Genomic DNA, 24,724 nt, shown 5'->3' with positions numbered 1-24,724 from the left:
GAATAAAGGCTACATAATTTTAAACATTATGTATAAAAATGACAAAGTGATTAGACGGTATTCAGAACCTTTTAAACTAAAAATTCTAGACGAACTTAGCACTGGAAAATTAAACAAATCACAACTTGGAAAACTTTACGGAATTAATCCTACAACTATTAATGAATGGATTAAAAAATATAATCGTAAAGACCTTATCAATACCAGAATTAAAGTGGAAACTAAAGACGAAATAACTCGAATTAAAGCCTTACAAAAGGAAATCAAACAACTCAAAAAACTACTGCTTAAAAAAGATCTGGATGCTATGGTGTTAGATTCATATCTTGAAGTAGCTGCTGAGGATCTTGGTTACAAATCTGTAACTGAACTAAAAAAAAAGCTAAGTATAGAGCGCTGATTATAGCTAAAGAAAAGTCTATGGGATTTGCTTCTTTAACTACTATAACCGCCTGTTTTGGCCTTAAACGTGATGCGTATTATAATTACAGATATGTATAGTCGTAAAATAGTTGGCTACGATATAAGTAATAGTCTAGAACTAAAAGGCTGCGAGAGGGCTCTGAACAAAGCCTTGTATCAAGCTAAAAGCACCAATGGACTTATACACCATTCTGACAGAGGCATACAATACTGTAGTAATGTTTATACGCAAATACTTAAAAGAAACAACATCGCAATAAGTATGACAGAAGAAAATCATTGCTATGAAAATGCCGTAGCAGAGCGTGTAAACGGCATCTTAAAAGATGAGTTCTATCTCGACCAAACCTTTGATTGCCTGCAACATGCTAAGAGGGCTACAAAAAATGCAATTAATCTGTACAACGAAATAAGATTACATGTATCTTTAGACTATAAAACACCTAATATGGTATATAAATTATCAGCTTAATTCAATTTTTAACCTGTAGCCATATTTCAGGACTAGACATTTTAATGAAATCATCGCATAAATTAATATTACTGATTTTAATACCACTTCTTTCATTTGGACAAGAGAAAGATTTTTATGATTTAGATAATTCATACCACGAATTATACAACAAACTAAAAGTAAAATCCTTGAAAGTTATAACGAAAGAATTTGACAATGGGAAATTAAAAGAAGAATATATTAAGTTAATTCAAGATTTTGCAGAAAATGGAGATATTATTACAGAACGTGAGTTTTTTGATTCAGATTCTACTGGCGGTTGGGAAGTGAAATACAAATACAATGATAACCACCAAATCATAAAAACAGAATGGACTTGGTTAGACGATGAAGCCCAAGATTTAACTGAATATGAATACGATTCTGAAAACAAACTAATTAAGAGTTGTGATTATTATAGAAGCACAAATGCAACTGAATTTCTACTTGAAGAATGTCTAATTTATATTTATCGCAAAAACCGAATACTTAAGGTTATAACGGCTGATGGGGAGCTTAAAAATTATTATGAAAAAAAGGTAGATTCTGTTTTTTGTTATTCAGCGGATAAAAAGTTAAAGTACAAATACAAAAACGGAGAACTTGTCAATCGAAATATGGATTCATTAATATGTAATTATGACAGAAATAAAATTGGACAAATAATAAAGACTACCATAACAGATGATAAGGGAAATTTAATTTCTAATACATATTTTGAGTATTCAAACGGACTATTAACAAAAATAGTCTCTAAAGACAAAAACGGAATTTTAAGACGAGAAGAGGATTATAAATACGAATATTACGAATAAAAAAACTATTGCCAACACGGTGCATAAAACACAGCTAATAAGTGCTTAACCGAAAAGTTTAGTGTATATCTAGAGAGTCCGCCAAATAGAATATTACACGATATGTAAGCTTCCCCAAAAATCAAAAACGCAACTCCAAAACAAATTGCATTAGAAAAAAAACTTTTTTACGATACAAACCTATCCAAAACAAAAGATTTGGCTTGTGTTACCTGTCACAATCCTAAAAAAGGATATGCCGATGGATTGCAATTTTCTATGGACAATACAGGAAAACCTTTAACAAGAAATTCCCCTACATTAATTAATTCAATTTATCAAAAAGCCTTTTTTGGGGATGGAAAATCTGGAAACTTAAACGAACAAATTAGCAATGTTTTTAAAAACGAAAGAGAATTTAACAGCACAGTTCATCAGTTTTCTAATCAAATATTGGTAGATTCTACCTATGTAAAATTATTTAAAGAAGCCTATGGTAAAGTACCCGAAAGTAATCATGATATGGTGAGAGCAATTGCTTCTTATGTAGGAACATTAAATGGGTTTAGCTCTAAATTCGATAAAAACATCAGAGGAGAAGAAGATACGTTTACAACATCAGAAAAGAGAGGTTTTAATTTATTTATGGGAAAAGCCCTGTGTGCCACTTGCCATTTTATACCTTTAACTAACGGAACAGTGCCTCCGTTTTACACAGACACAGAAAAAGAAGCTATTGGTGTTCCTAAAACAAATCAAAATAAAGAATTAGATACAGATTTAGGTTTTTATCATATGTTTCAACAAGATTATTACAAAACCATGTTCAAAACGCCTACCGTTAGAAACATTGCATTAACCGCACCATACATGCACAACGGAGTTTATAATACTTTAGAAGAGTTGATGGATTTTTACAATAAAGGTGGTGGAGCTGGTTTAGGTTTTCATGTACCCAACCAAAGCTTACCTTTTGATGAGCTCAACTTATCAGAAACTGAAATAAAAGACATGATTGCTTTTTTACATACGTTAACAGATGTTCCAGAAGAGGTATATTGATTAATTTAAAAATGTAAATCAAAAAAAAAGTGTCAAACTATTAAATTACAATACAATTGAATTACATTGGTTGCAGCCAATGTAATTCAAACTTATATTATTTAAGCGTTTACTCTTTCTATTTTAGCACCAATTGCTCGTAAACGTTCATCTATATTTTCGTAACCTCTGTCTATTTGTTCAATATTCATTATTGTTGAAGTTCCTTTGGCTGATAGTGCTGCAATTAACAAACTAACACCAGCTCTAATATCTGGTGATGTCATGGTGGTTGCTTTTAAGGTAGATTTAAAATCGTGCCCAATAACAGTAGCTCTGTGCGGATCGCATAAAATAATTTTCGCCCCCATATCTATTAGCTTATCAACAAAAAACAAACGACTTTCAAACATTTTTTGATGTATAAGCACGCTACCCCTAGCCTGTGTAGCCACTACTAAAATTATACTTAACAAATCTGGTGTAAATCCTGGCCAAGGCGCATCGGCAATTGTTAAAATAGAACCATCAATAAAACTTTGAATTTCATATCCATTAGTATGTGCAGGTATGTGAATATTATCTCCTTGTTTTTCAACTTTAATACCTAATTTTCTAAACACATTTGGTATTACGCCCAAATCATTCCAAGATACATTTGTAATGGTTAATTCACTTTTAGTCATAGCAGCTAAACCTATCCAACTACCAATTTCAATCATATCTGGTAGCATGGTATGTGTTGTACCGCCTAAACTATCTACGCCTTCAATAATTAACATGTTAGAACCAACGCCACTAATTTTAGCGCCCATTCTATTTAACATTTTACAAAGTTGCTGTAAATAGGGCTCGCAAGCAGCATTGTATATAGTAGTTTGCCCCTTAGCTAAAACAGCGGCCATTACAATATTTGCTGTACCAGTAACCGATGCTTCTTCTAAAAGCATGTATGTGCCTTTTAGCTCATTTGCTTCAACACCATAAAACTGTTCTTCTTTACTATATCTAAACTTCGCGCCTAATTTTATTAAGCCTTCAAAATGTGTATCTAAACGCCTGCGACCAATTTTATCGCCTCCTGGTTTTGGTATGTAACCTTTGCCAAAACGTGCTAAAAGTGGTCCAACAATCATTATTGAGCCACGTAACCCACGCCCATCTACTTTAAATTCATCAGATTCTAAATAATTTAAATTAATAGCATCTGCTTGAAATGTATAGGTGCCTTTTGAAAGTTTTTCAATTTTTACACCTAATTTTTTTAGTAAACTTATAAGTTTGTTAACATCAACAATATCAGGAATATTGTTAATGGTTACTTTTTCTGAAGTTAATAAAACTGCACATAAAATTTGTAATGCCTCGTTTTTAGCACCTTGTGGTTGTATGCTGCCTTTTAGCTGATGCCCACCTTCAATTTTAAATATTCCCATGGATTAGTTTAGTAGCGTTTTCTTCCTCTATTTTGTTTTTTGTGATGTCCTCCTTTTTTGTTACTTGAAAATTTATTTTTAGTTCTAAGTAAACTTGATGAGGCTGATAAATCTTCGTCAGAATTTTTCAAATTTATTTTTCCGTTTGATAGTTCAAATAAATGATCATAAATTACAACATCTTCAACCGTGTCTTTATTCCAATTTAAAAAACACTTTTTCATGTGGTTTGCAATGGTGTAAACAAGGGCTTCTTTTAAATCGCCTTCTTCCCATGTATTTGCAACATCAATCATGGTTTTAATATTGTTTCCATAAAAACGATATTTTGGATGATTTTGCGGATATTTTAATGGTTCTGGGCCTTCTGCTAACAATTCTTTTGTTGGCTTTGGGTATGGCGAATCTACATCTAACTCAAAATTAGCCATTATGAATAATTGATCCCATAATTTATGCTGAAAATCTGGTACATCACGCAAATGCGGTTGTATATTACCCATAACCGAAATTATGGCTTTAGCTATTTTATTACGCTCTTCTCTATCTTCAACTGATTTGGCATGATTAATCATTTTTTGCATATGGCGGCCATATTCAGGAATGATTAAATGTTCACGCTCTGTGTTATATTCTAAGGTATCTATCAAAATAAATGATGTGGAATTAAATTAACGCACGTAGTTATTATGCTTGTGCAAAATACAAAAAAAAACTAAAGACTAATAACGCCTTCTACTTTTTCTGCTACTTCTTTATATTTTTCTATAACACTGTTAGGGTCGCGCATTAAAAGGTTTATTGAAACGCTGGTATATTTTCCGTTTTTTGATGTTACTGTATTTATTACAGCGCCCATATTATCAAAAATGGCTTCTAAAATGGCAATTTTTTCAGTGTCTGACTTCACAATAAATTTATACAAATATTCTGATGGCCAGCTTGTTGTATCATAAAGTTGACTTCGTAACTTATTGTAAAACGCCTCTGTTTTTTCTGGTGTACTCATAGCTTTTTTATATGCTGCAAATATACAGTTTCATTTCTATTTTTTTAATCGCTAGTAAATTCCGAATTTTACACTCTAAATTTATGGTTTGAACACAAAAAAAATTGTTATTACAGGAGGCCCAGGAACTGGTAAAACATCTATTATAAATGCCTTAAAACAAAAAGGTTATTATTGTTTTGATGAAATTATAAGGTCACTTACTTTAGAAGCTAAAAAAGAAATAGATGAAAATTTACATGTTTCTAACCCTATTGCTTTTACAAATGACCCCAAAGATTTTAACACCAAATTGCTAAATGGACGTGTTGAACAATTTAAAAATGCTAGTACTCAAAACAAAGAGGTTATTTTTTTTGACCGCGGAATACCCGACGTTTTAGCTTACATGGCGTTTTTTAATCAGGAGTATGATGATTTTTTTACACAAGCTTGTATAAACAACACGTATTCTTGTGTTTACTTACTTCCGCCTTGGAAAGACATATACAAAACTGATAATGAGCGTTTTGAAAGCTTTGAAGAAGTAGTTAAAATTCACGAAGCTTTAGTAAATATTTATGAAAAATTTAATTATAAAATTATTGAAGTGCCTTTTGGAACAGTTGAAAAACGAACAAATTTTATTCTTGACTCTATAAAATAATTAAATGGAGCACCCCATTAACATATTAGAACGTTATTGGAACTACACCTCCTTTAAAAACAACCAAGAAGCTATTATTAATGCTGTAATTGCTGGCGAAGACACTTTTGTGCTTTTACCAACAGGTGGCGGAAAATCTATGTGTTATCAAATTCCTGCAATAGCTAAAAAAGGTATTTGCATTGTAATTTCACCATTAGTAGCTTTAATGAAAGACCAAGTACAAGCGCTAAACAATAAAGGCATAAAAGCTTTGGCTTTAACTAGTGGTATTTCATATAACCAGTTAGACACACTGTTAGACAACTGTATTTACGGCAATTATAAATTTTTATATCTATCGCCAGAGCGTTTACAACAAGAACTTGTACAGGACAGAATACGGCAAATGCACGTAAATTTAATAGCTGTAGATGAGGCGCACTGCATATCGCAATGGGGTAATGATTTTAGGCCATCATATAAAAATATTGCCATTTTACGCACCCTACAGCCAACTGTTAACGTGGTTGCTTTAACAGCTTCGGCTAAACCTGAAGTTGTTAATGACATTATTAAAGAGCTTGATTTTATTAAACCTAAAGTATTTAAACACTCTTTTTTTAGAAGTAATTTAGCTTACATGGTTTTTAATGAACAAGATAAATACTACCGTATTGAAACCATTTTAAAAAAACACACAGCATCATCAATAATATATGTTAGAAATAGGAAGTTAACTTTAGATTTAAGCAACTATTTACAAACTAAAAACATTACTGCAACACATTATCATGGCGGATTAACAAATGCTGAAAAAGAAAATAACATGAGTGCTTGGTTACATAACAAAAAACAAGTTATGGTAGCCACAAATGCGTTTGGAATGGGTATTGATAAACCCGATGTTAAAACAGTAATTCATATAAATTTACCCGAAAGTATTGAAAGTTATTTTCAAGAAGCCGGAAGAGCCGGTAGAAATGGCCAAAAGGCGTTTGCCGTTATTTTAAAAAATGAAGCTGATGTACAACAAGTTAAAAATCAGTTTTTAAGTATATTACCAACTTTGCAGTACACTAAACAAGTGTATCGTAAATTATGCAATTATTTTCAAGTTTCATACGGCGAAGGTGAATATCTCACTAAAGATTTTAACTTCAACACCTTTTGTAAAACATATAATTTTAATGGAGTTTTATGTTATAATGCACTACAATTATTAGACAGAAACAGCGTTATCAGTCTTTCAAAACAATTTAAAAATAAAATCACCGTACAGTTTATAGTTTCTAGTAACTCCATTTTTAATTATTTAGATGCTAACCCAAGTTTTAGCCTTATTGTAAAATCTATTTTAAGAATGTATGGTGGTATTTTTGAACACGAAACTAGTATAGGCATTCAAAAAATAGCCGACAAAGCATCGGTTCATGAAACTGCAATAATAAAAGTACTTAAACAGTTAGAAAAAGATGAAATAATTACATTAAATCTTACAAAAACCGATGCTCAAATAACCTTTATTCAACCCAGAGAAGACGATAAAACAATAAACCGTATTGCCAATATTATTGAGCAACAAAACAAACTAAAACAAACCCAAGTACAAGCTATTTTAAATTATGTTGAAAATGAAAATACTTGTAAAAGCATGCAACTTCTCTCCTATTTTGGTGAAACTAATTTAAAACCCTGCGGCATTTGCTCTGTGTGTATTCGCTCAAAAAAAAGCAATAAACCTGTTGATACTTCAACCATAAAAAAACAAATTATTGAGCATTTACAAAGTGGTAATTTAACATCAAGAAATTTAGCAGAAAACATACAATGCTCAGAAACAGATTTAAAAAATACTTTGAAACTTCTTTTAGAACATAATATTATTACATTAACAGAAACAAACACCTATAAATTAAGTCATTTATGAGGAATTTAAAAATAGTTTTTATGGGCACACCAGATTTTGCTGTTGCCACCTTAAAAACTCTAGTAGATAATAATTATAACGTAGTTGGCGTAATTACAGCACCCGATAAACCTGCTGGCAGAGGCCGTAAACTAAATGAAAGCGCTGTAAAAAAATATGCCAAAGAAAACAACCTTAATATATTACAGCCTACCAATTTAAAAAATGAAAATTTTATTGAAGAATTAAAATCTTTAAATGCTAATCTTCAAATTGTGGTGGCTTTTAGAATGTTACCAAAAGTAGTTTGGCAAATGCCAGAATACGGCACCTTTAATTTACACGCATCATTACTACCAAATTATAGAGGTGCTGCGCCCATAAACTGGGCGATAATTAATGGCGAAACAAAAACGGGTGTTTCTACATTTTTTATTGATGAAAAAATTGATACCGGCGAAATGATTTTACAAGAAACCATAGGCATTGATGAACATGAAAACGCAGGAAGTCTTCATGACAAATTAATGACTATTGGAAGTAAATTGGTTTTAAAAACTGTTGCCTTAATTGAAAAAGACCCTGTAAATACCAATCCTCAAATAGATACAAAAGATATTAAAACAGCCTATAAACTTAACCGCAATAATTGTAAAATAAACTGGCATGATAGTTTAAGTAACATTTATAATCATATAAGAGGCTTAAGCCCATACCCAGCAGCGTGGTGTATTTTACAAAACGGTGATAACACATTAGATATTAAAATTTATAACGCCGAAAAAGAACCTTGTAAACATAATAACGACATTGGTTTAATTATTTCAAATAAAAATGAATTAAAAGTTTCAGTATCAAATGGGTATATAATTATTAAAGAAATTAAACTTCCAGGTAAACGAAATATGGATGTAAAATCGTTTTTAAACGGTTACACATTTTATGAAAATGCTAAAATGCTGTAAACCCTTGTAACTACTAGCCGTTTCCAAACATCGACAAAACACATAAGCTTTATTAACAAATGCCTGAAGTTATTAACAAAAGCACGTATTTCCCTTGCTATTACTTGCGTGATATAATAATCCGTATAAATTTGTAGAGGATTTAACAAAAATGTTTAACCAATTTATTAATAATTAAACTTTATATTATGAACAAAACAGATTTAATCGATGCAATGGCAGAACACGCAGGAATCACTAAAGCTGCTGCTAAAAAAGCTTTAGAGTGTGCACTTATTGAAATAGAAGGTGCTTTACAAAAAGGAAACAGAGTTTCTTTAGTAGGTTTTGGTTCTTGGTCTGTTTCTAAAAGAGCAGCTAGAGAAGGAAGAAACCCTCAAACTGGTGAAACTATCAAAATAAAAGCTAAAAATATAGTTAAGTTTAAAGCGGGTGCAGATTTATCTAACGCAGTAAACTAATTTAGTTACACAAAATAACTTAAAAAAAGCCTTCAAATACTGAAGGCTTTTTTGCGTTTAAGGCCAAAAGTTGCATTTTTAATAAATAAATGTTAGATTTAATTACTAAATCTTCTAAAATATGATTACAATAAAACCCAAGAAAGGAAATTTGTTAATCGCTGAACCATCAATAATTGGAGATGTTTCTTTTAACCGCTCAATTGTTTTAATAGCAGACCACACCAAAGAAGGCTCAATAGGTTTTATTCTTAATAAACCTTTAGATTATACTATAAATGAATTAATTAGTGATGTTAATGTGAATTTTAAAGTATATAACGGCGGCCCTGTAGAGCAAGACAATTTATATTTTATACATAAAGTACCCGATTTAATACCCGATAGTATTGAAATTTCTTTAGGCATTTATTGGGGTGGCGATTTTAATAAAGTGGTAGACCTTATTAGTAATGGCCAAGTTGAAGAAAGTGACATAAAATTCTTTTTAGGCTACTCTGGTTGGAGTGCTTTACAGTTAGAAGATGAACTAAAAGCAAACTCATGGGTAGTTACTGAAAACATGTACAAAAAGAATATAATTGATAAGGATTACAAATCTTTTTGGAAAGAAAAAATGCTTGAGTTTGGTGGCGAATATAGTATTTGGTCTAACGCGCCCGAAAATCCAAACTTTAACTAACTTAGCCTAATTTTCACATTTAATTTACCAATTAGCTGTTTAGCTATTGCGTTTGAAAATGTCTTTTTTCTGTATTTAGTAACTGGCTGAATGCCTACAATTACATTGGTTATAAAAATTTCATCGGCCTTTTGAAGTTCAAACGGTGATACTGATGTTTCTTCAACAGTAAAATCTGTCATACTATTTAAAATTTCAAGTATTTGCTTTCGCATAACGCCTTTTAAACAGCCATCAATAATCGGTGGCGTTTTAATAGTATTACCTTTCACAACAAAAATATTACCATTTAAAGCTTCAACTACTTGCTTATTTGTGTTTAGCACAAAGCAGTTATTTAGGTTGTTTTCTTTGGCATAAATACTTCCTACTACATTTAAAGCTTTGTTGTTTGTTTTAAGTGTTGATAATAAACTTGGTGACACGTAATAATCTTTAAACAAATCTACTTGGTAAGCATCTTCATTTAAGGTATAAAACGTGTTTTCTATGGGTTTTACAGTTATTAAAAACGTAACATTATTATCGGTTGGTGTGTAAAGCCCTCCAAAATTTCTGTTTACAAAAAATTTTGCACGTACGGTTTGCTTTAACAGGTTATTGGCGGCAATGGTTTTTAGTATTTCACTTTCTACATATTCCATGGTAAAACTCATTGGTATTTCCATGCGCATAATACGCATTGAGGCCATGAGCCTAAAGTAATGGTCTTCTAAAAACAATATGTTTCCGTTGTTTACCTTTATGGTTTCAAAAACTGCATCACCATAAGTAAAACCTCTATTTTCAACTGAAATAGTGTTATTATTTTCTACTATATTTCCGTTAAAATTTATCATAAAAAAACCCCGTTTTAATAGTTGTAAAACGGGGCAAATATAGGGTATTTAAATGTATTAATTTTAAGCTGAACCTAATACCTGTTTTAAGTCCGATATTTGATTTTCCCACAGCATTTTAGCTTCATCAATTTCATCATCTTCAGCAAAATCTGTAACCATTAATGATACGTCTTTGGTAATTTCATCTACCTGAATTCTAATTTCAAAATAGCATGACGCACCTTCTTCTTCATCATTTAACCATCTAAATTTAACACGTTCTCCGCTTTTTTTACTTAGTAATTTAGCTTGTTCTTCGCTATCATCCCAAATGAAAGTGAATAATTCTCCACGAGAATTTACGTTGTCTGAAAACCATTCAGATAAGCCTGAAGGTGTTGATATATATTGATATAATAATTGAGGTGAAGCGTGAATTGGAAATTCTATGTCAAATCTAACTTTATCGTCCATAAGTACTTTAAAAATTTAATGATGCGTAATATATACATTAATTAGTAAGTATAGCAATTTTTTTAATAATATTTTATTGCAGTAATGTTTGCTTACTTTAATTTTGTTTTTATATTTGCACCCGCAATATGGCGAGGTAGCTCAGTTGGTTAGAGCGTCGGATTCATAACCCGGAGGTCTCGAGTTCAAATCTCGATCTCGCTACAAAATACAAATAACTAAAAACAAACGGTTTAGCTCACACTAAACCGTTTTTTTATGAATAATATATTTAGATATAATTATTTAGATTTAAGAAATAAACCAGATTACAAACACTACCACAATTTATCTGAACTAAAAATTATGATGCTAACGGTTATGTATTTTTACAACCCTACTGTAATTAATAGCATAACTCACAAGTACCTACCAACAATAAACTAGCAGAATCTACTTTATAGTTTTTAACTTCGGGTATTTTAAAACTGGTAGTTAGGCATGTTACTTTACCGCAAACTTTACATTGAAAATGTGGGTGTACATCAAAATGTGCATTGCATGAACAACTTTGGCATTTAGCATACCATTTTAAACCATTTTTACCTATAAAAGAGTGTACAACACCGTCTTCCATAAGTCTATCTAAAATTCTATAAACTGTGGTTTTGTTCATTTCTGCACTTAATTTTTTCACTAAATCTGCCACAGAAATAGCGTTATTTTCAGTGTTAAAAACTTCTAATAACGTTTTTACTTGCTTTGTTTGCCTTGTTACTCCCATATTACAAATATAATGCAACTAAGTTGCTTAATTAATAAATACGCAGTAATTTTGCCGTCTTATTATTTTAAGATAAAAGCTTTAAAAAACCTTATAATTTAAATAGTGAAGCCCTTTAAAAAATTCATATATTTTTTATTACCTGTGATTATTATTACAAATCACATAGTGGCTTTTGTTCATGCTTTTGAACATACACATACTTTTAATGCTAGCAATGAATACAGCAATGTTTTAAGGTTTGAAAAACAAGCTTATTTAAATGAACATTGTTGTTTTTGTGATACTTTCTTTAATTTAAATTATCCTAATTTAGAACCCACAAGTTTTGTAATAGCCCCTTTAACTATTTTACAAACAAAAATAACAGCTACTAAACAGGTTTTTATTTCGGTTGTTTTATTCCGAAAAAAATCACGCTCACCGCCTTATAACTTATCTTACGTTACCGCTTAACATTTATAAAAGGTAGCTGCACTACTTTTTTCTTACTAACACAGTTTACAAAATTCTGTGTTAAAACTATTTATTAAATTTTATTTTATGTTACAAGCCAATAAGCTTAGTATGCGCTATAATGATACTTTAGCGCTTAAAGATTTAAGTTTTTCTGTAGCTCCTGGAGATATTTTTTGCTTACTTGGGCAAAACGGAGCTGGTAAAACTACTACTATAAATATATTTTTAGGCCTTTTAAAGCCAACTTCGGGTAAAGCCTTAATTGATGGAGTTTCGGTAACAGAACATAAATCTGCAAGAAGCTTAATTGCCTATATTCCAGAAATTGTTCAGCTATACGGCAATTTAAGCGGTATTGAAAACCTTGAATATTTTAGTAAACTTGCAGGATTTTCATACTCTAAAGAAGAATTATCAGATTACTTAAACCAAGCTAATTTACAAGAAGAAGCTCATGTTAAAAGGCTCTCTACCTACTCTAAAGGCATGCGCCAAAAAGTAGGTATTGCTATAGCTTTAGCTAAAAATGCTAATTATATTCTTATGGATGAACCAACCTCTGGTTTAGACCCCAAGGCATCTGTAGAATTTGCAAAAGTTTGCAAAGATTTATCGGCAAAAGGAGTTGGCATTTTAATGGCTACGCATGATATTTTTAATGCCGTAAACATTGGGTCTAAAATAGGAATTATGAAAGAAGGCGCCTTAATTCATACAACAGACACATCTAAAATTTCTGCTCAAGAGCTTCAAGATTTATACATAAAAACAATATAACAAACTTTATAAAAAAGATGAATTTCAAAAACATACTATTCATAGTACTCATTTTTAGCATACAACTTAGTTTTTCACAAAATATACTAAAAGGAAAAATTGTAGATGCAGCTAATGCACCAATACCTGGTGCTAACATTATTGTTTCCGGAAATAACACTAAAAAAGGAACAACTTCAGATTTTGATGGTAATTTTAGCCTTGAAGTTAAAAATAAAGGTACACACACACTTAAAATATCTTACATTGGGTATCAAACATTCACTAAGGTTATTGATGTTAACAGCAATAACATTAACCTAGAAACCATTACCTTAAACGAATCTACAGAGTCTTTACAATCTGTAGAAATTATAGGTAGAAAACGTAAAGATTATAACAGTGATTATTCGTTTTCCGCCACAAAAATGGCCATAAAAAACAAAGAGTTACCACAAGCACTTACTACCGTTACCAAAGAACTTTTGGCCGATAGACAAGCGTTTCAAATAACAGAAGCGGTTAAAACCGTAAGTAACGTTGCGCCAACAGGTTTGTACAACCATTTTAATATTAGAGGTATTACACAAGCCGATGATGGGCAAGTTGTAAACGGTATGCGCACACGCCAATATTACTTTTTACAGCCTATTACCTCGCACCTTGAGCGTGTAGAGGTTATAAAAGGGCCTTCATCGGTAACTTTTTCTAGCGCAGACCCTGGAGGTACTGTAAACCTTGTAACTAAAAAACCACTTGACGAAAAACGCAGAGAAGTATCATTAACCACTGGTAGTTTTGGTACGTTACGCGCCACCGCAGATTTTACAGGACCATTAAATGAATCTAAAACACTTTTATATCGTTTTAATGCCGCTTACCAAGATGCAGATTCGTTTAGAGATGTTGTTAACAATAACGCTATCCTATTCATGCCTTCGTTTAGTTATATTCCAGATGAAAACACATCGCTTAATGTTGAAATGATTTACAATAATGCCGAAGGTAATTTAGACCGCGGACAACCTATTTTTGGCGCTATTAATGGTGAATACGATATTAACAGCACACCAATTACCATGAATGTTGGCGCATCTAACGACCATTATAAAACCAAAGAGCTTATGCTTATGGCTAGCTTTAATAAAAAGTTTACCAAAAACCTTGGGTTTAATGCACAATACATGAAACAAACATGGGACGAAGACTTAGCCGAACATAGAGTTGATGGAACCGCTGTAGATATTGATGGTAATGTTATAACTACACTTGCTAGAATGCGCTACGACCAAAGACAACAGTTTTGGGAAACTGATAATTTTAGCACTTATTTTAATTATACTATTGAAAAAGCAAACTTTACAAACAAAATATTAGTTGGTTACGATGCCACACGTTGGGAACGCAAAACAGGCGCTGGCTTTTTAAGAGCTCGCCGTTATTTAACTGTAAATGGCGGACAAGCAAATTACAACCCTAGCAATCCAGACAATTATCAGCAAATGGTAGTAGATGGTGTAACTATGCCCGTTCCTGCTGTACCTCATTTTAATTTAGAAAATCCGTTTAATGCTTCAAGAAACACAAACGCTTATAATCTTGCAGAATTAACTATACCAGCTAACTTAACAAGCTCTGATGGTATTTACCTTCAAAATCAATTTAAATTTGGTAAATTTTCTGCTCTTGTAAATTTAAGATACGAATGGTTTTCTGATATTTTTGACTACAAAGGCAATGAACAAGAATTTAAAACCAGTGCTTTTGTACCAAGGCTAGGCTTAACTTATGAAATTACAAATAACATAAGTGCTTATGCTACTTACCTTGAAGGTTTTCAACCACATACCAACACAGTTTCCTTATCGCCATCTGCAGAAAGTTTTTTCTGGGGTGCATCACCAGGTAGGTTCGACCCGTTAGAAAGTAGTTTAAAAGAATTTGGTGCTAAAGCCGAATTTTTAAATGGTAAAATATTTGCAAACCTGGCTTATTTTGATATTTCACAAAAAAATATTTTAATCCCAGGTGATGATATTTACGATTTCACAACATATACCACAAGAGGAGAACAACGTAGTAGAGGTTTTGAAATGGATGTTTCTGGATACATAGCTTCTAACCTACAAGTTATACTGTCGTATGGGTATAATGATGCAAAAATTGTTGAAGATGCTATTGAAGAATACGAAGGCCAACGCATTGGTGGAGCACCTAAACACAATGCCAATTTTTGGGGACGTTATGATTTTAACAACACTACCTTAAGAGGTATTGGTATTGGTTTTGGCGCACAATATGTAGATGAGCGTTACACATGGTACAACCCATCTTATGATGCCAACAGAGTATTACTACCAGATTACACCATTTTTGATGCCGCAGTATATTACAAACCAAGTAATACAGGCATGCAATTAACACTTAAAATAAACAATGTGTTTGATGACACCTATTGGTTAGGTGGCCTTAACCCATCAAGATTAGGCCCTGGAGCACCAAGAAATGTGTTACTTAATGCAACCTATAAATTTTAGTTTAAATGAAACAAAATGTTGTTGTTTTAATAGGAAAACAATTTTTCAAAAAGGCCTTTTACAACAAAGGTCTTTTTGTACTGTTAACCCTTTTTATTTTAGCTTTAATATATGTTACTATTAATAGTTGGCAAACATTTGAAGCTCACGATCATACTACCGATAGCCATCAAGATGAACAAAGAGAAAGTTGGGAAAGCAACCCAGATAAACATCCGCATAGAATGGCTCACTTTGGGTCTTTTGTGTTTAGGCAACAACACCCCTTAAGTATTTTTGATTCTGGTATTGAAAACTACACTGGTAATGCCATTTTTTTAGAAGCACATAAACAAAATACGGCTAATTTCTCTGAAGCTAGTTTATCAACTAGTTTAGTTAGGTTTGGCGATTTAAATATTGCGCTTTTACTGCAACTCATTTTGCCTTTAATTATATTTTTTATAGGCTACGCTGCAATTACTTCAGAAAAAGAAAATGGTACCTTAAAAATAATGTATCTTCAAGGTTTATCAATGAAACAAATTATTTTTGGTAAAGCTTTAGGGCTGTTTTTTATAACAACTTTATTTTTAATTCCTGCTTTAATTGCCCTTTGGAGTATATTATTTATTGAAGTACACACCTTTAATGCGCAAGTGTTTTTAAGATCGTTATTCATATCTATAAGCTATCTTATATTTTTAATTATACTTTGCTGTATTACAGTTTTAATTTCAGCAAAAAGCGTAAATTCCAACAAAGCGCTTCTAAGCTTACTTGGTGGTTGGCTGCTATTTTTTATAATCATACCTAAAACGGCACAAGTAATAGGAAACTCTATTTACCCCAATAAATCTAAAATTGAATTTGCGGCGGCTATTGAAGAAGAGGTGAGTAAACAAGGCGATAGCCACAACCCAGATGATGTTCACTTTAAAAAATTACGAGACTCTGTTTTAAAGGCACATAATGTTAAAAATGTAACCGATTTACCCTTTAATTACAGTGGTTTTCTAATGCGTAAAGGCGAAGAAACATCGGCTAAAATTTATGCCAATGAGCATAAGCATTTAATAGAAGCTTATAAAAAACAAAATAGCATAACTAATGGTTTGGTATTGTTTAATCCGTATTTAGCTATTAAAAATTTATCTATGGGGCTTGCGGCCACAGATTTTCATACTTACACTAATTTTTTAACTCAAACCGAAAATTATCGTTATAAGCAATCTCAATATTTAAATGAACTGCAAATGAAATTTATTAGTAATAAAGCTAAAGGAAGTGAAGGTAAAGTACATGTGTTAAAGCAAGACTATTGGCAATCGTTCCCAAAATTTAGTTACGAATATATTTCAACTGTAAAAACCTTAAAAAATCACTTTATAGGTTTTGTTGCGCTAATAACATGGTTAGTACTTACAGTACTTATAATTATCAATTTTTCTAATCGTTTTAAAATTATTTAACTTGTATACTTTATTAATAAAACAGTTTTTTAGATCTAAAACCGTATGGTTGGCTTTTGGTATTCTTATGTTTTTGGGTGCTTTAAGTATAAATACGGGTAAACAATTTTTAACCTACCAAACCGAAGCTGTACAAAAAACCATTGCTCACCAACAAAAACATTTAGAAACGCAAAAAAAATATTATAAAGATGATATTGCATATTTAACCTATTACTTAAAATTTGCATTTATAAATCCTGTTGATGCATTGTCTGGAATTTCTATTGGACAAAGCGATTTAAACTCACACATTCAAAGTGTTGGTATTGTTGCCTTAGAAGGCCAAAAACACAACACAGATTTAATAAACCCCATGCGCCAGCAAGTAGGAAATTTAGACATGAGTTTTTTAATTATTTTCTTATTTCCTTTAATAATTATTGCGTTAAATTTTAATATTCTATCTCAAGAAGAAGAAAGTGGAACTTGGAAAATGATAACCATACAAGCCAAATCTGCTTTTAATTTCTTAATAGCAAAACTATTTATAAGACTTATTTTTATTGTATTTGCTTTAACCATTTTATTTCTTGTGGCTAAAATAGTTATGCATATACCGTGGTCTACAAATTTTTTCACCCTCATTGCTATGAGTTATTTGTACATTTTATTTTGGTTTGCATTGTGCCTTTTTGTTATTCTACTAAGAAAATCCTCTAGCACAAACGCCATTGTTTTATTAGCTAGTTGGCTTTTATTAGTAGTATTTATTCCTGCACTTGTAAGCAACTACATAAGCAGTAAATACCCTGTTAATGAAGCTTTTTCTATGGTTATTAAACAACGTGATGCCTACCACCAAAAATGGGATACAGATAAAGAAGAAACATTAAAAAGGTTTTATAAGCGCTACCCGCATTTAGAAAAGTATGGCTACCCAACCGAAGGATTTACATGGTTATGGTATTACGCCATGCAACAATTAGGTGATGATGACTCACAAACCGAGCGCAATGCCATGTATGCCAAAATTAAGCAACGTGAGGCGGTAAGTAAAAATATTGCACGCTTTTTTCCGCCATTACAATTACAGTTATCTATGAATGAATTGGCAAAAACCAGTTTAACAAATCACATTGATTTTTTAGATGCCACTACTAAGTTTCACGAAAACATTCGTTTAGATATTTATCCTAGTATTTTTGAAAATCGCCACCCAAGCACCGTAGATTTAAATAAATACAAACCTGAATTTTTTAAGCCTAAAACTCATTTTACAGTTTTTAAAAACATACTACCTTTAGTTTTAATAACTTGCCTATTAATTGGTTTTGCCATATTTAAAAACCTTAAAACTTTTAAATAACATGAAATCAACATACTATTGCTTATTATGGTTTCTTATAACCCAAGTTGCTTTTAGCCAAACTCCATTTTCTTTTTATGGTAAAACAGTTAATCCAGGTACAAAACAGCATTTTAAAATTCCTATATCTAGTGGTAAACAGTCCACTTTTATACCAATAACAGTTTTTTGTGGTTCTAAAACAGGACCAACACTTGGCATTACAGCGGGAGTGCATGGTTACGAATATCCTCCTATTTTGGCAGGCCAACGTTTAATAAAAAGTATAAATCCAGAAACATTAAATGGTGTGGTAATTTTAGTTCAAATTGCTAATTTAGAAAGTTTCACTGGGCGATCGCCATACAAAAACCCCAAAGATGGAAAAAATTTAAACAGAATATTTCCGGGCAATCCCAACGGCACTTTAACCGAAAAAATTGCCCATTTTATTACCCAAAACGTTATTGCTAATTCTGATTATTTTTTAGATATCCATGCTGGTGATGCACCAGAAGATTTAATGCCTTATTCGGCTTACTATTCAAATACATCTTTAAAAGAAGCCTCTAAAAAAGGACGAGAAATGGCTAAAGCACTACTTTTTGATTCTATTATTATTTTTGAAACCGATGATAAAGATTACTTAAAAACAGGAAACCCTAGCTTATACTGTTCTGCTGAAGCTTTTAAAAGAGGTATTCCTGCAGTGGATATTGAATGTGGTAAACTTGGAATACCAGAAAAAGAAGCTACTCTAAAAATAGAAAACGGTGTATTAAACATGTTAAACAAACTAAACATGGTGAATACAAATACCGTAGCAAATATTAAAAATTCGTATCAATTTATAAACAATAGAACATCGCAAAAAAGTAAACACCAAGGTATTTTTTATCCTTCAAAACAATCTGGAGATTATGTTAATAAAGGCATGCAAGTTGGTGTAATTACAGATTTTTTTGGTAATGTTTTAGAAACTGTTTTTGCAGAATCAAGCGGTGTAATTTTATTTATGCTTGGTACACCACCAATAAATAAAGACGAAACGATAGTTGTTATAGGAGCTGTTTAAAAAATTATATATATAAAACATAAAAAAACCTTCAACACGCTTTGTATTGAAGGTTTTTGTATTTTAAAAAGATGTGAAAGTTAAGCCTGGTATAACAACTAAATTCCTAAACCTTGGCCACCACCTATCTGTACAGTTTCAGCTGTCATAAATGATGCATCTTTACTCACTAAAAACGAAACTACACCCGCTACCTCTTCTGGTTGCCCTAATCTACCTAACATAATATTATTTTTCCAAGAGGCAAAAACTTCAGGTTTAGTAGATTTAATTTGCTTGTGAAAATCAGTATCAATAGTGCCTGGTGATACCGCATTAACACGAATACCATACTCTGCCAAATCTTTAGCTAAGGCTCTAGTAATGGTGTGTACTGCAGCTTTTGATGTTCCGTAAATACCGGCACCTGGTCCACCTGCATTCCAACCTGCATTTGATGTGTAATTTATAATTGAAGCATTATCACTTTTCTTTAAATAAGGTATGGCTGCTCTTGATGCAAAAAATGTAGAATCTAAATTTAAAGCCATTACAAATCTGTAAAATTCAGTTGTCATATCTTCAAATCTAGATCTGCCTCCTAAGCCACCTGCGTTGTTAATTAAAACATCAATTTTCCCAAATTTATCACCAATAGCTTTAATATTTGCTGTTACAGCATCTTCATTGGTAACATCAAAACCATGATACTCTGCTTGTATACCTTCGGCTTCTAGTTCTTTAACTCTTTCAGCGCCAGCTTCATCATCAATACCATTTAAAATTACTGTATAACCGTCTTTACCAAGTCTTTTTGCTACTTGAAAGCCAATACCGCCAGTGGCTCCAGTTACAATTGCTACTTTTTCATTTAAATTACTCATATTCTTTTTATTTACTTGTTTTTATTATTTAAACTAACGTTTTGCTTTTAGAGGTTCTATTTTTCCGCATAAAAACCATATACTAGCTAAAGCAATTATGGCCAATGCAGCACCTATAATAAATACAGGCGTATAATTACCACCCATAGTTAAAATGGGCACTAAAAATGTTAAACCCGATGCTGTAAGTTTTGCTGCCATACCTGAAAAACCAGATAAGGTCCCAACAGTTTTTCCTCCGTAATAATCGCTAGGTAGTGTTTGCACATTACCTATGGCTGTTTGAAAACCAAATAATATTACTGCCATTATAATTACAGCTATTGTTGGAGCTCCTGGGTTTGCCATTGCTAACAATGCTGGTAGCATTATTACACAACCTATGGTTATTACTAATTTTCGGGTTTTATTAACAGTCCAACCAGCTTTAATTCTATTTTGAGCAAGAAGCCCTCCAAACCATGCACCTAACATGGCTCCTACATAGGGCACCCAACCGTAAATACCTATGGTTTTTACATCCATACCATACACTTCAAAAAGGTAAATAGGAATCCAGAAAACGAACAGCCACCAAATAGGATCTATAACTGCTGAAGCTACAATAACACCCCAACTTTCTTTTCTTGAAAGCAACTCTTTAACTGAAGGGTTATAACCATCATCAAAAGAACCATCATTATCAACATCCTGATTTTTTTGACCGGTTAAAATATATTCTCTTTCTTCGGGCGTAATCCAAGGATGTGCTTTAGGTGGTGCTTTTACCAAAATCATCCAAGGAATTAACCATAATAAACCAGCTAAACCTACCAAAATAAATATGGCTTGCCAGCTAAAATGTACGGTTAAATAAGCAATTAATGGTATTGAAATAATACCGCCAATGGCAGCACCAGAATTAAATATTCCTTGAGCTAAAGCTCTTTCTTTAGTAGGAAACCATTCTGCGTTTCCTTTGGTGGCTCCTGGCCAGTTACCAGCTTCGGCAATACCAAGAATTGCTCTAAAAATACCAAAACTTAATAAGCCTTTTGCTAAAGCGTGAAGTGCTGTTGCTACAGACCAAATACCTATTGACAGTGCAAAGCCAATGCGTGTGCCAACCCAATCAAATATTTTACCAAAAATGGCTTGACCAAAGGCATAAGAAAACACAAAAATAATTGATATGTATGCGTAAATAGACTTATGCTCATCGGGTGTTTTATCAGGATATAAATCGGCTGCAATTTCTGGCCACAGTACACTTAATGACTGCCTATCAATGTAATTTATTATAGTAGCTAAGGCTATTAAACCTACAATCCACCAGCGTAAACCTTTTAATTTCATACACTTAATTTTTATATATTTTATTTTTCTCTTTAAAATACAGACAAAGAAGTACTTGTACTGGTAACTCCAGTATTAAAAACTATGTGTTTAATCTGTAATTTTAATAATGGTTTTACTTAAAACTTGTAAAACCCATTCTATTTACTTTTTTTGAAGAAATACCTTGTGGTAATAACTTCCCTCCATTAAATTTATGTTTATGAATTGAAGTTTGGGCGTGCACTCCTTAACTTCAATTTTTGTTTTTATTTATTGTAACAATATTGATACAGCGCTTTAAAATGAATTTTCATTTTTTCTTTAGCTAAAGCTGGTTCTTGATTTTTTATGGCTTCATAAATATCATTATGCTCTTGTATTCCTAAAAATGCCTGATTATCATTACATACATGATATTTTTCAAAATTTGTAATAATTTCAGGTGTTATAGTTAACATTAATGTATTCATGGTACTATTACCGCTTGCTTTGGCTATTGCTAAGTGAAATAACAGGTCTTCTTGTACAGCATCTTCGTTATTCATTACTTTTTCTGTGTAGGCATCAAGTGTAGCTTTCATGTGTTTTAAATCATCTTCGGTTCTTCTTGTTGCTGCTAAACTTGCTGTTTTAAGCTCTAAAAGAATTCTGGTTTCTACTAACGATTTAAAGTCTGGTTTATCTAACCTTAAAATATCTTCAATCATACCATTTAAGGCAATAACACCTATATTAGCTACAAAAGTGCCGCTTTGTGGTATAGATTTTAACAAGCCATAAAATTCTAATTTTTGAATAGCGTCTCTTACGTTACTGCGTGTTACTTCAAACTTTTCGGCCAACATTCTTTCAGATGGAAGTTTATCACCTGGTTCAAGATTTTTGTAATTTATTAAATCTCGAATTTTTTCAATAATAGCGTTTTGCGCTTGATGATTTTCGTTTATTGTAATTGCTTCTAACTTCATATGCTTTCAAAAATTTATGCCTAGAATAATAACTAGCTGGTTTACACCAAAAGTTCTCTTATTACAGACTTGTTATTACTTAAATAAAACCTAATAACCTAAACTGGCTAACCAATTTGCAAATTTATAAATTGTTGATAACCTTTAATCTTTTTTTATTAATAAGTTTTACTACTATTTTTAACACTTGCACTGTTTTTTAATGTGATACTTGCAGCTGATAATATTTTAAAGTTGCATAAGCACCTTCATCTTTTGTTACTAAATAATTACCTGCTTTAAAGTAATTTTCAAAAATGCCCCACTTTTGGATGTGTACATCATTATAAGTAACTTTTTCATTGTTATTTAAAGTAACTTCCATTTTTCCTTCTTCTACTTTTACTTCTAATTCAAAAGGATCAAAACCTACATATTTTTTAAAAGTGAAACCATCATCATCTCCCCAAGCACTTGTATGTAACATTTCTGTATCTGTAGCATTTAAATTTTTCAACACTTTAGTTTTTACTCTAACATAGCCTTTGTTCCAATAAATTTTTAACATTGGTGGAGCATTGTTATCATCTTCACCAATTAAATCTCTTTGAGCATCTGTTAATCTACCATGAATTTGCATAATAATGGTTCTGTGGTATTTATTTTCACTATCTTTTGAAATGGCTTCCATTTGTAATTTGCCTTTCATGTAACCGCCATCTTTAAATGTCCAGTTGGTTTTACCCCTATCTTCAGGATTCATTAATTCTCTTAATTCTGTACGTGAATACGATGAATTAGCTGTTGATGCACCTGGATATGTATGGAATACTAATGCGCCATTTATAGAATCATTATAAAAAAATGGTTTTAATGTTTCGTTTGAAGCATAATTTAATATTTCAGGTGGATGCACCTCTGTTGGTTTACCTATTGGTAGTGTTACTTTCCAGTTACTTAAATCTATATTTGGTAGTATATAATTTGCTTCTTCTTGTTCTGGTTCAGGATCTTGGTTAGTTTCTTCTTCTTGGTCAATAATATCTATTGGATTCTCTTCATTTAAGTTTTCTGTTTCAGAATCATTTTTAGAACAAGCTAAAGCCAAAAACAAAACTAAAATTGCCATAGTTTTTACATTATATATTTTATTTAAATACTTCATAACTTGTTATTAATGCTTTACTTCTAATTCATAAAACCTAACTTTTGAAAAAGCTCCATTATCTCTTGTTTGAAAATAATTTCCTGCTTTAAAATAGTTTTCAAAAACACCCCATTTTTTCATATGAATGTTTTCATAAACCTTAAACTCATTACCATTTAAAACTATTACCATTTTGCCTTCAGATACTTTTACTTCTAATGTGAATTTTCTAAAGCCTACTTCTTCTTTAAAGTTGAAGCCTTCATCATTACCCCATGCATCTTCATGTAAAATTTCAGTATTGGTTGCGTTTAAATTTTTAAGAACTTTGGTTTTAACTCTAATTTTTCCATTATCCCAATAAATTTTTAATATTGGTGGTGCATTGTTATCATCTGCTCCTATTAAATCACGCTGTTCATTTGTTAAACGACCGTGAATTTGCATGATAATAGTGCGGTGATATTTTCCATTAGATGCTCTTGTTGATGCTTCCATGGCTAATTTCCCATACATATAAGCACCATCGGCAAATGTCCAGTTTACATTATTGTCTCCTGGTTTCATTTGTTCTCTTAACTCAGATCTTGTGAATTTTGTGTTTCTGGTTTTAGAGGCTGTTGGCATTGCATGAAATACAATGGCTCCCTTTGTAGAATCAATATACATGTAAGGCTTAGCAACATCTATACTTGCAAAATTTAATATTTCTGGCGGACTTATTTCTAATGGTTTACCTTCTTGATTAGCTACAGGTAATGTAACCTTCCAATGACTTAAATCTATATTAGGTAATCTTACCTTCTTTCTCTTTTTCTTAGCTTTCTTTTTCTTTTTTTCAATTTTAACATCCGAACCTGAAACGCTACCTTCCTGATTTTGACAGGTAGCGTTTACAGATATAAAAACTATTAAAATTGTAAATAGTATGTTTTTTCGGATATTCATT

At 31.7% G+C, this 24,724-nt stretch carries 25 protein-coding genes and 1 tRNA gene; 15 read left to right on the top strand and 11 right to left on the bottom strand.

Annotation, left to right across the window (positions count from 1 at the left end; genetic code table 11):
* Positions 1 to 28: 28 nt before the first annotated feature.
* From ACYX4H_RS10810 to ACYX4H_RS10795, 4 genes are all read left to right on the top strand, one after another.
* On the top strand, positions 29 to 400 hold the full coding sequence (locus ACYX4H_RS10810) for a transposase (RefSeq protein ID WP_476236275.1): 372 nt from the start codon (positions 29 to 31) through the stop codon (positions 398 to 400).
* Positions 401 to 472: 72 nt separating this feature from the next.
* Positions 473 to 895, top strand: coding sequence for a transposase (locus tag ACYX4H_RS10805; RefSeq protein WP_476238661.1), 423 nt, complete (start codon positions 473 to 475; stop codon positions 893 to 895).
* Between the two features lie 44 nt (positions 896 to 939).
* Positions 940 to 1,731 (top strand): hypothetical protein, encoded by a 792-nt coding sequence (locus ACYX4H_RS10800; RefSeq protein WP_476236273.1) that lies wholly within the window; start codon positions 940 to 942, stop codon positions 1,729 to 1,731.
* A gap of 120 nt (positions 1,732 to 1,851) precedes the next feature.
* Positions 1,852 to 2,772, top strand: a complete 921-nt coding sequence (locus ACYX4H_RS10795; RefSeq protein WP_476238660.1) for a cytochrome-c peroxidase — start codon at positions 1,852 to 1,854, stop codon at positions 2,770 to 2,772.
* A gap of 101 nt (positions 2,773 to 2,873) precedes the next feature.
* Here ACYX4H_RS10795 and murA read toward each other — a convergent pair whose 3' ends face one another.
* From murA to ACYX4H_RS10780, 3 genes are all read right to left on the bottom strand, one after another.
* On the bottom strand, positions 2,874 to 4,187 hold the full coding sequence (murA, locus tag ACYX4H_RS10790; protein WP_476236272.1) for a UDP-N-acetylglucosamine 1-carboxyvinyltransferase: 1,314 nt from the start codon (positions 4,185 to 4,187) through the stop codon (positions 2,874 to 2,876).
* An 8-nt stretch (positions 4,188 to 4,195) separates the two neighbouring features.
* A complete protein-coding gene (locus tag ACYX4H_RS10785; RefSeq protein ID WP_475294045.1) occupies positions 4,196 to 4,837 on the bottom strand; it encodes a DUF4290 domain-containing protein in 642 nt (213 codons plus the stop codon).
* A gap of 65 nt (positions 4,838 to 4,902) precedes the next feature.
* On the bottom strand, positions 4,903 to 5,196 hold the full coding sequence (locus tag ACYX4H_RS10780) for a DUF493 domain-containing protein (protein ID WP_475294046.1): 294 nt from the start codon (positions 5,194 to 5,196) through the stop codon (positions 4,903 to 4,905).
* Positions 5,197 to 5,284: 88 nt separating this feature from the next.
* Here ACYX4H_RS10780 and ACYX4H_RS10775 point away from each other — a divergent pair, with 88 nt between their 5' ends.
* The 5 genes from ACYX4H_RS10775 to ACYX4H_RS10755 all read left to right on the top strand — a co-directional run bounded on the left by ACYX4H_RS10775 (position 5,285) and on the right by ACYX4H_RS10755 (position 9,838).
* Positions 5,285 to 5,842: an AAA family ATPase gene (locus tag ACYX4H_RS10775; protein ID WP_476236270.1), complete on the top strand. Its 558-nt coding sequence runs from the start codon at positions 5,285 to 5,287 to the stop codon at positions 5,840 to 5,842.
* A 4-nt stretch (positions 5,843 to 5,846) separates the two neighbouring features.
* Positions 5,847 to 7,751: a RecQ family ATP-dependent DNA helicase gene (locus tag ACYX4H_RS10770; RefSeq protein WP_476236268.1), complete on the top strand. Its 1,905-nt coding sequence runs from the start codon at positions 5,847 to 5,849 to the stop codon at positions 7,749 to 7,751.
* The gene (fmt, locus tag ACYX4H_RS10765; protein ID WP_476236266.1) at positions 7,748 to 8,695 is read left to right on the top strand and encodes a methionyl-tRNA formyltransferase; all 948 of its coding nucleotides are present in this window, start codon (positions 7,748 to 7,750) and stop codon (positions 8,693 to 8,695) included. Before ACYX4H_RS10770 ends, fmt begins: the two co-directional genes overlap by 4 nt.
* A 188-nt stretch (positions 8,696 to 8,883) precedes the next feature.
* A complete protein-coding gene (locus ACYX4H_RS10760; protein ID WP_139698478.1) occupies positions 8,884 to 9,156 on the top strand; it encodes an HU family DNA-binding protein in 273 nt (90 codons plus the stop codon).
* Positions 9,157 to 9,277: 121 nt separating this feature from the next.
* Positions 9,278 to 9,838 carry a YqgE/AlgH family protein gene (locus tag ACYX4H_RS10755; RefSeq protein WP_476236263.1) on the top strand — a complete coding sequence of 187 codons (561 nt, stop codon included), beginning with the start codon at positions 9,278 to 9,280 and terminating at the stop codon, positions 9,836 to 9,838.
* Here ACYX4H_RS10755 and ACYX4H_RS10750 read toward each other — a convergent pair.
* Complete coding sequence (locus tag ACYX4H_RS10750) at positions 9,835 to 10,677, bottom strand: aminotransferase class IV (protein ID WP_476236261.1); 843 nt, start codon at positions 10,675 to 10,677, stop codon at positions 9,835 to 9,837. The genes ACYX4H_RS10755 and ACYX4H_RS10750 overlap by 4 nt on opposite strands.
* Before the next feature lie 63 nt (positions 10,678 to 10,740).
* Positions 10,741 to 11,133 (bottom strand): START-like domain-containing protein, encoded by a 393-nt coding sequence (locus tag ACYX4H_RS10745; RefSeq protein ID WP_475294052.1) that lies wholly within the window; start codon positions 11,131 to 11,133, stop codon positions 10,741 to 10,743.
* A 130-nt stretch (positions 11,134 to 11,263) separates the two neighbouring features.
* Here ACYX4H_RS10745 and ACYX4H_RS10740 point away from each other — a divergent pair.
* Positions 11,264 to 11,337 (top strand) — tRNA-Met (locus ACYX4H_RS10740).
* A 181-nt stretch (positions 11,338 to 11,518) separates the two neighbouring features.
* Here ACYX4H_RS10740 and ACYX4H_RS10735 read toward each other — a convergent pair.
* The gene (locus ACYX4H_RS10735; RefSeq protein WP_476236258.1) at positions 11,519 to 11,896 is read right to left on the bottom strand and encodes a Fur family transcriptional regulator; all 378 of its coding nucleotides are present in this window, start codon (positions 11,894 to 11,896) and stop codon (positions 11,519 to 11,521) included.
* Positions 11,897 to 12,439: 543 nt separating this feature from the next.
* On the opposite strand from ACYX4H_RS10735, the gene ACYX4H_RS10730 reads away from it, so the two are divergent.
* Genes ACYX4H_RS10730 through ACYX4H_RS10710 form a run of 5 tightly spaced genes read left to right on the top strand, consistent with a single transcriptional unit; the run spans position 12,440 to position 19,501 of the window.
* On the top strand, positions 12,440 to 13,132 hold the full coding sequence (locus ACYX4H_RS10730) for an ABC transporter ATP-binding protein (RefSeq protein WP_476236256.1): 693 nt from the start codon (positions 12,440 to 12,442) through the stop codon (positions 13,130 to 13,132).
* A 17-nt stretch (positions 13,133 to 13,149) separates the two neighbouring features.
* The gene (locus tag ACYX4H_RS10725) at positions 13,150 to 15,648 is read left to right on the top strand and encodes a TonB-dependent siderophore receptor (RefSeq protein ID WP_476236254.1); all 2,499 of its coding nucleotides are present in this window, start codon (positions 13,150 to 13,152) and stop codon (positions 15,646 to 15,648) included.
* Between the two features lie 5 nt (positions 15,649 to 15,653).
* A complete protein-coding gene (locus ACYX4H_RS10720; protein ID WP_476236252.1) occupies positions 15,654 to 17,099 on the top strand; it encodes an ABC transporter permease in 1,446 nt (481 codons plus the stop codon).
* Between the two features lies 1 nt (position 17,100).
* Positions 17,101 to 18,447: a DUF3526 domain-containing protein gene (locus ACYX4H_RS10715; protein ID WP_476236250.1), complete on the top strand. Its 1,347-nt coding sequence runs from the start codon at positions 17,101 to 17,103 to the stop codon at positions 18,445 to 18,447.
* Between the two features lies 1 nt (position 18,448).
* Positions 18,449 to 19,501, top strand: coding sequence for a M14 family metallopeptidase (locus ACYX4H_RS10710; RefSeq protein ID WP_476236248.1), 1,053 nt, complete (start codon positions 18,449 to 18,451; stop codon positions 19,499 to 19,501).
* 98 nt (positions 19,502 to 19,599) lie between these two features.
* Here ACYX4H_RS10710 and ACYX4H_RS10705 read toward each other — a convergent pair whose 3' ends face one another.
* The 5 genes from ACYX4H_RS10705 to ACYX4H_RS10685 all read right to left on the bottom strand — a co-directional run bounded on the left by ACYX4H_RS10705 (position 19,600) and on the right by ACYX4H_RS10685 (position 24,723).
* Positions 19,600 to 20,364: an SDR family NAD(P)-dependent oxidoreductase gene (locus tag ACYX4H_RS10705; protein WP_476236246.1), complete on the bottom strand. Its 765-nt coding sequence runs from the start codon at positions 20,362 to 20,364 to the stop codon at positions 19,600 to 19,602.
* A gap of 33 nt (positions 20,365 to 20,397) precedes the next feature.
* On the bottom strand, positions 20,398 to 21,699 hold the full coding sequence (locus ACYX4H_RS10700; protein WP_476236244.1) for an MFS transporter: 1,302 nt from the start codon (positions 21,697 to 21,699) through the stop codon (positions 20,398 to 20,400).
* A gap of 248 nt (positions 21,700 to 21,947) precedes the next feature.
* On the bottom strand, positions 21,948 to 22,649 hold the full coding sequence (locus ACYX4H_RS10695; RefSeq protein ID WP_475294060.1) for a FadR/GntR family transcriptional regulator: 702 nt from the start codon (positions 22,647 to 22,649) through the stop codon (positions 21,948 to 21,950).
* 199 nt (positions 22,650 to 22,848) lie between these two features.
* Positions 22,849 to 23,757 (bottom strand): polysaccharide lyase family 7 protein, encoded by a 909-nt coding sequence (locus ACYX4H_RS10690; RefSeq protein ID WP_476236241.1) that lies wholly within the window; start codon positions 23,755 to 23,757, stop codon positions 22,849 to 22,851.
* Between the two features lie 45 nt (positions 23,758 to 23,802).
* Positions 23,803 to 24,723 carry a polysaccharide lyase family 7 protein gene (locus ACYX4H_RS10685; RefSeq protein ID WP_476236239.1) on the bottom strand — a complete coding sequence of 307 codons (921 nt, stop codon included), beginning with the start codon at positions 24,721 to 24,723 and terminating at the stop codon, positions 23,803 to 23,805.
* Position 24,724 lies beyond the last annotated feature (1 nt).

The sequence above is a fragment of the Seonamhaeicola sp. ABD4_340 genome, assembly GCF_056312135.1.
This window is presented reverse-complemented; position numbering and strand designations above follow the sequence as displayed.

Bases quoted from the DNA above. Each gene is read 5' to 3' on its own strand.
- fmt (WP_476236266.1), top strand. From the start codon at position 7,748: ATGAGGAATTTAAAAATAGTTTTTATGGGCACACCAGATTTTGCTGTT.
- ACYX4H_RS10720 (WP_476236252.1), top strand. From the start codon at position 15,654: ATGAAACAAAATGTTGTTGTTTTAATAGGAAAACAATTTTTCAAAAAG.
- ACYX4H_RS10805 (WP_476238661.1), top strand. From the start codon at position 473: ATGCGTATTATAATTACAGATATGTATAGTCGTAAAATAGTTGGCTAC.
- ACYX4H_RS10745 (WP_475294052.1), bottom strand. From the start codon at position 11,133: ATGGACGATAAAGTTAGATTTGACATAGAATTTCCAATTCACGCTTCA.
- ACYX4H_RS10810 (WP_476236275.1), top strand. From the start codon at position 29: ATGTATAAAAATGACAAAGTGATTAGACGGTATTCAGAACCTTTTAAA.
- ACYX4H_RS10770 (WP_476236268.1), top strand. From the start codon at position 5,847: ATGGAGCACCCCATTAACATATTAGAACGTTATTGGAACTACACCTCC.
- ACYX4H_RS10705 (WP_476236246.1), bottom strand. From the start codon at position 20,364: ATGAGTAATTTAAATGAAAAAGTAGCAATTGTAACTGGAGCCACTGGC.
- ACYX4H_RS10780 (WP_475294046.1), bottom strand. From the start codon at position 5,196: ATGAGTACACCAGAAAAAACAGAGGCGTTTTACAATAAGTTACGAAGT.
- ACYX4H_RS10690 (WP_476236241.1), bottom strand. From the start codon at position 23,757: ATGGCAATTTTAGTTTTGTTTTTGGCTTTAGCTTGTTCTAAAAATGAT.
- ACYX4H_RS10760 (WP_139698478.1), top strand. From the start codon at position 8,884: ATGAACAAAACAGATTTAATCGATGCAATGGCAGAACACGCAGGAATC.
- ACYX4H_RS10695 (WP_475294060.1), bottom strand. From the start codon at position 22,649: ATGAAGTTAGAAGCAATTACAATAAACGAAAATCATCAAGCGCAAAAC.
- ACYX4H_RS10800 (WP_476236273.1), top strand. From the start codon at position 940: ATGAAATCATCGCATAAATTAATATTACTGATTTTAATACCACTTCTT.
- ACYX4H_RS10710 (WP_476236248.1), top strand. From the start codon at position 18,449: ATGAAATCAACATACTATTGCTTATTATGGTTTCTTATAACCCAAGTT.
- ACYX4H_RS10685 (WP_476236239.1), bottom strand. From the start codon at position 24,723: ATGAATATCCGAAAAAACATACTATTTACAATTTTAATAGTTTTTATA.
- ACYX4H_RS10725 (WP_476236254.1), top strand. From the start codon at position 13,150: ATGAATTTCAAAAACATACTATTCATAGTACTCATTTTTAGCATACAA.
- murA (WP_476236272.1), bottom strand. From the start codon at position 4,187: ATGGGAATATTTAAAATTGAAGGTGGGCATCAGCTAAAAGGCAGCATA.
- ACYX4H_RS10755 (WP_476236263.1), top strand. From the start codon at position 9,278: ATGATTACAATAAAACCCAAGAAAGGAAATTTGTTAATCGCTGAACCA.
- ACYX4H_RS10735 (WP_476236258.1), bottom strand. From the start codon at position 11,896: ATGGGAGTAACAAGGCAAACAAAGCAAGTAAAAACGTTATTAGAAGTT.
- ACYX4H_RS10730 (WP_476236256.1), top strand. From the start codon at position 12,440: ATGTTACAAGCCAATAAGCTTAGTATGCGCTATAATGATACTTTAGCG.
- ACYX4H_RS10750 (WP_476236261.1), bottom strand. From the start codon at position 10,677: ATGATAAATTTTAACGGAAATATAGTAGAAAATAATAACACTATTTCA.
- ACYX4H_RS10700 (WP_476236244.1), bottom strand. From the start codon at position 21,699: ATGAAATTAAAAGGTTTACGCTGGTGGATTGTAGGTTTAATAGCCTTA.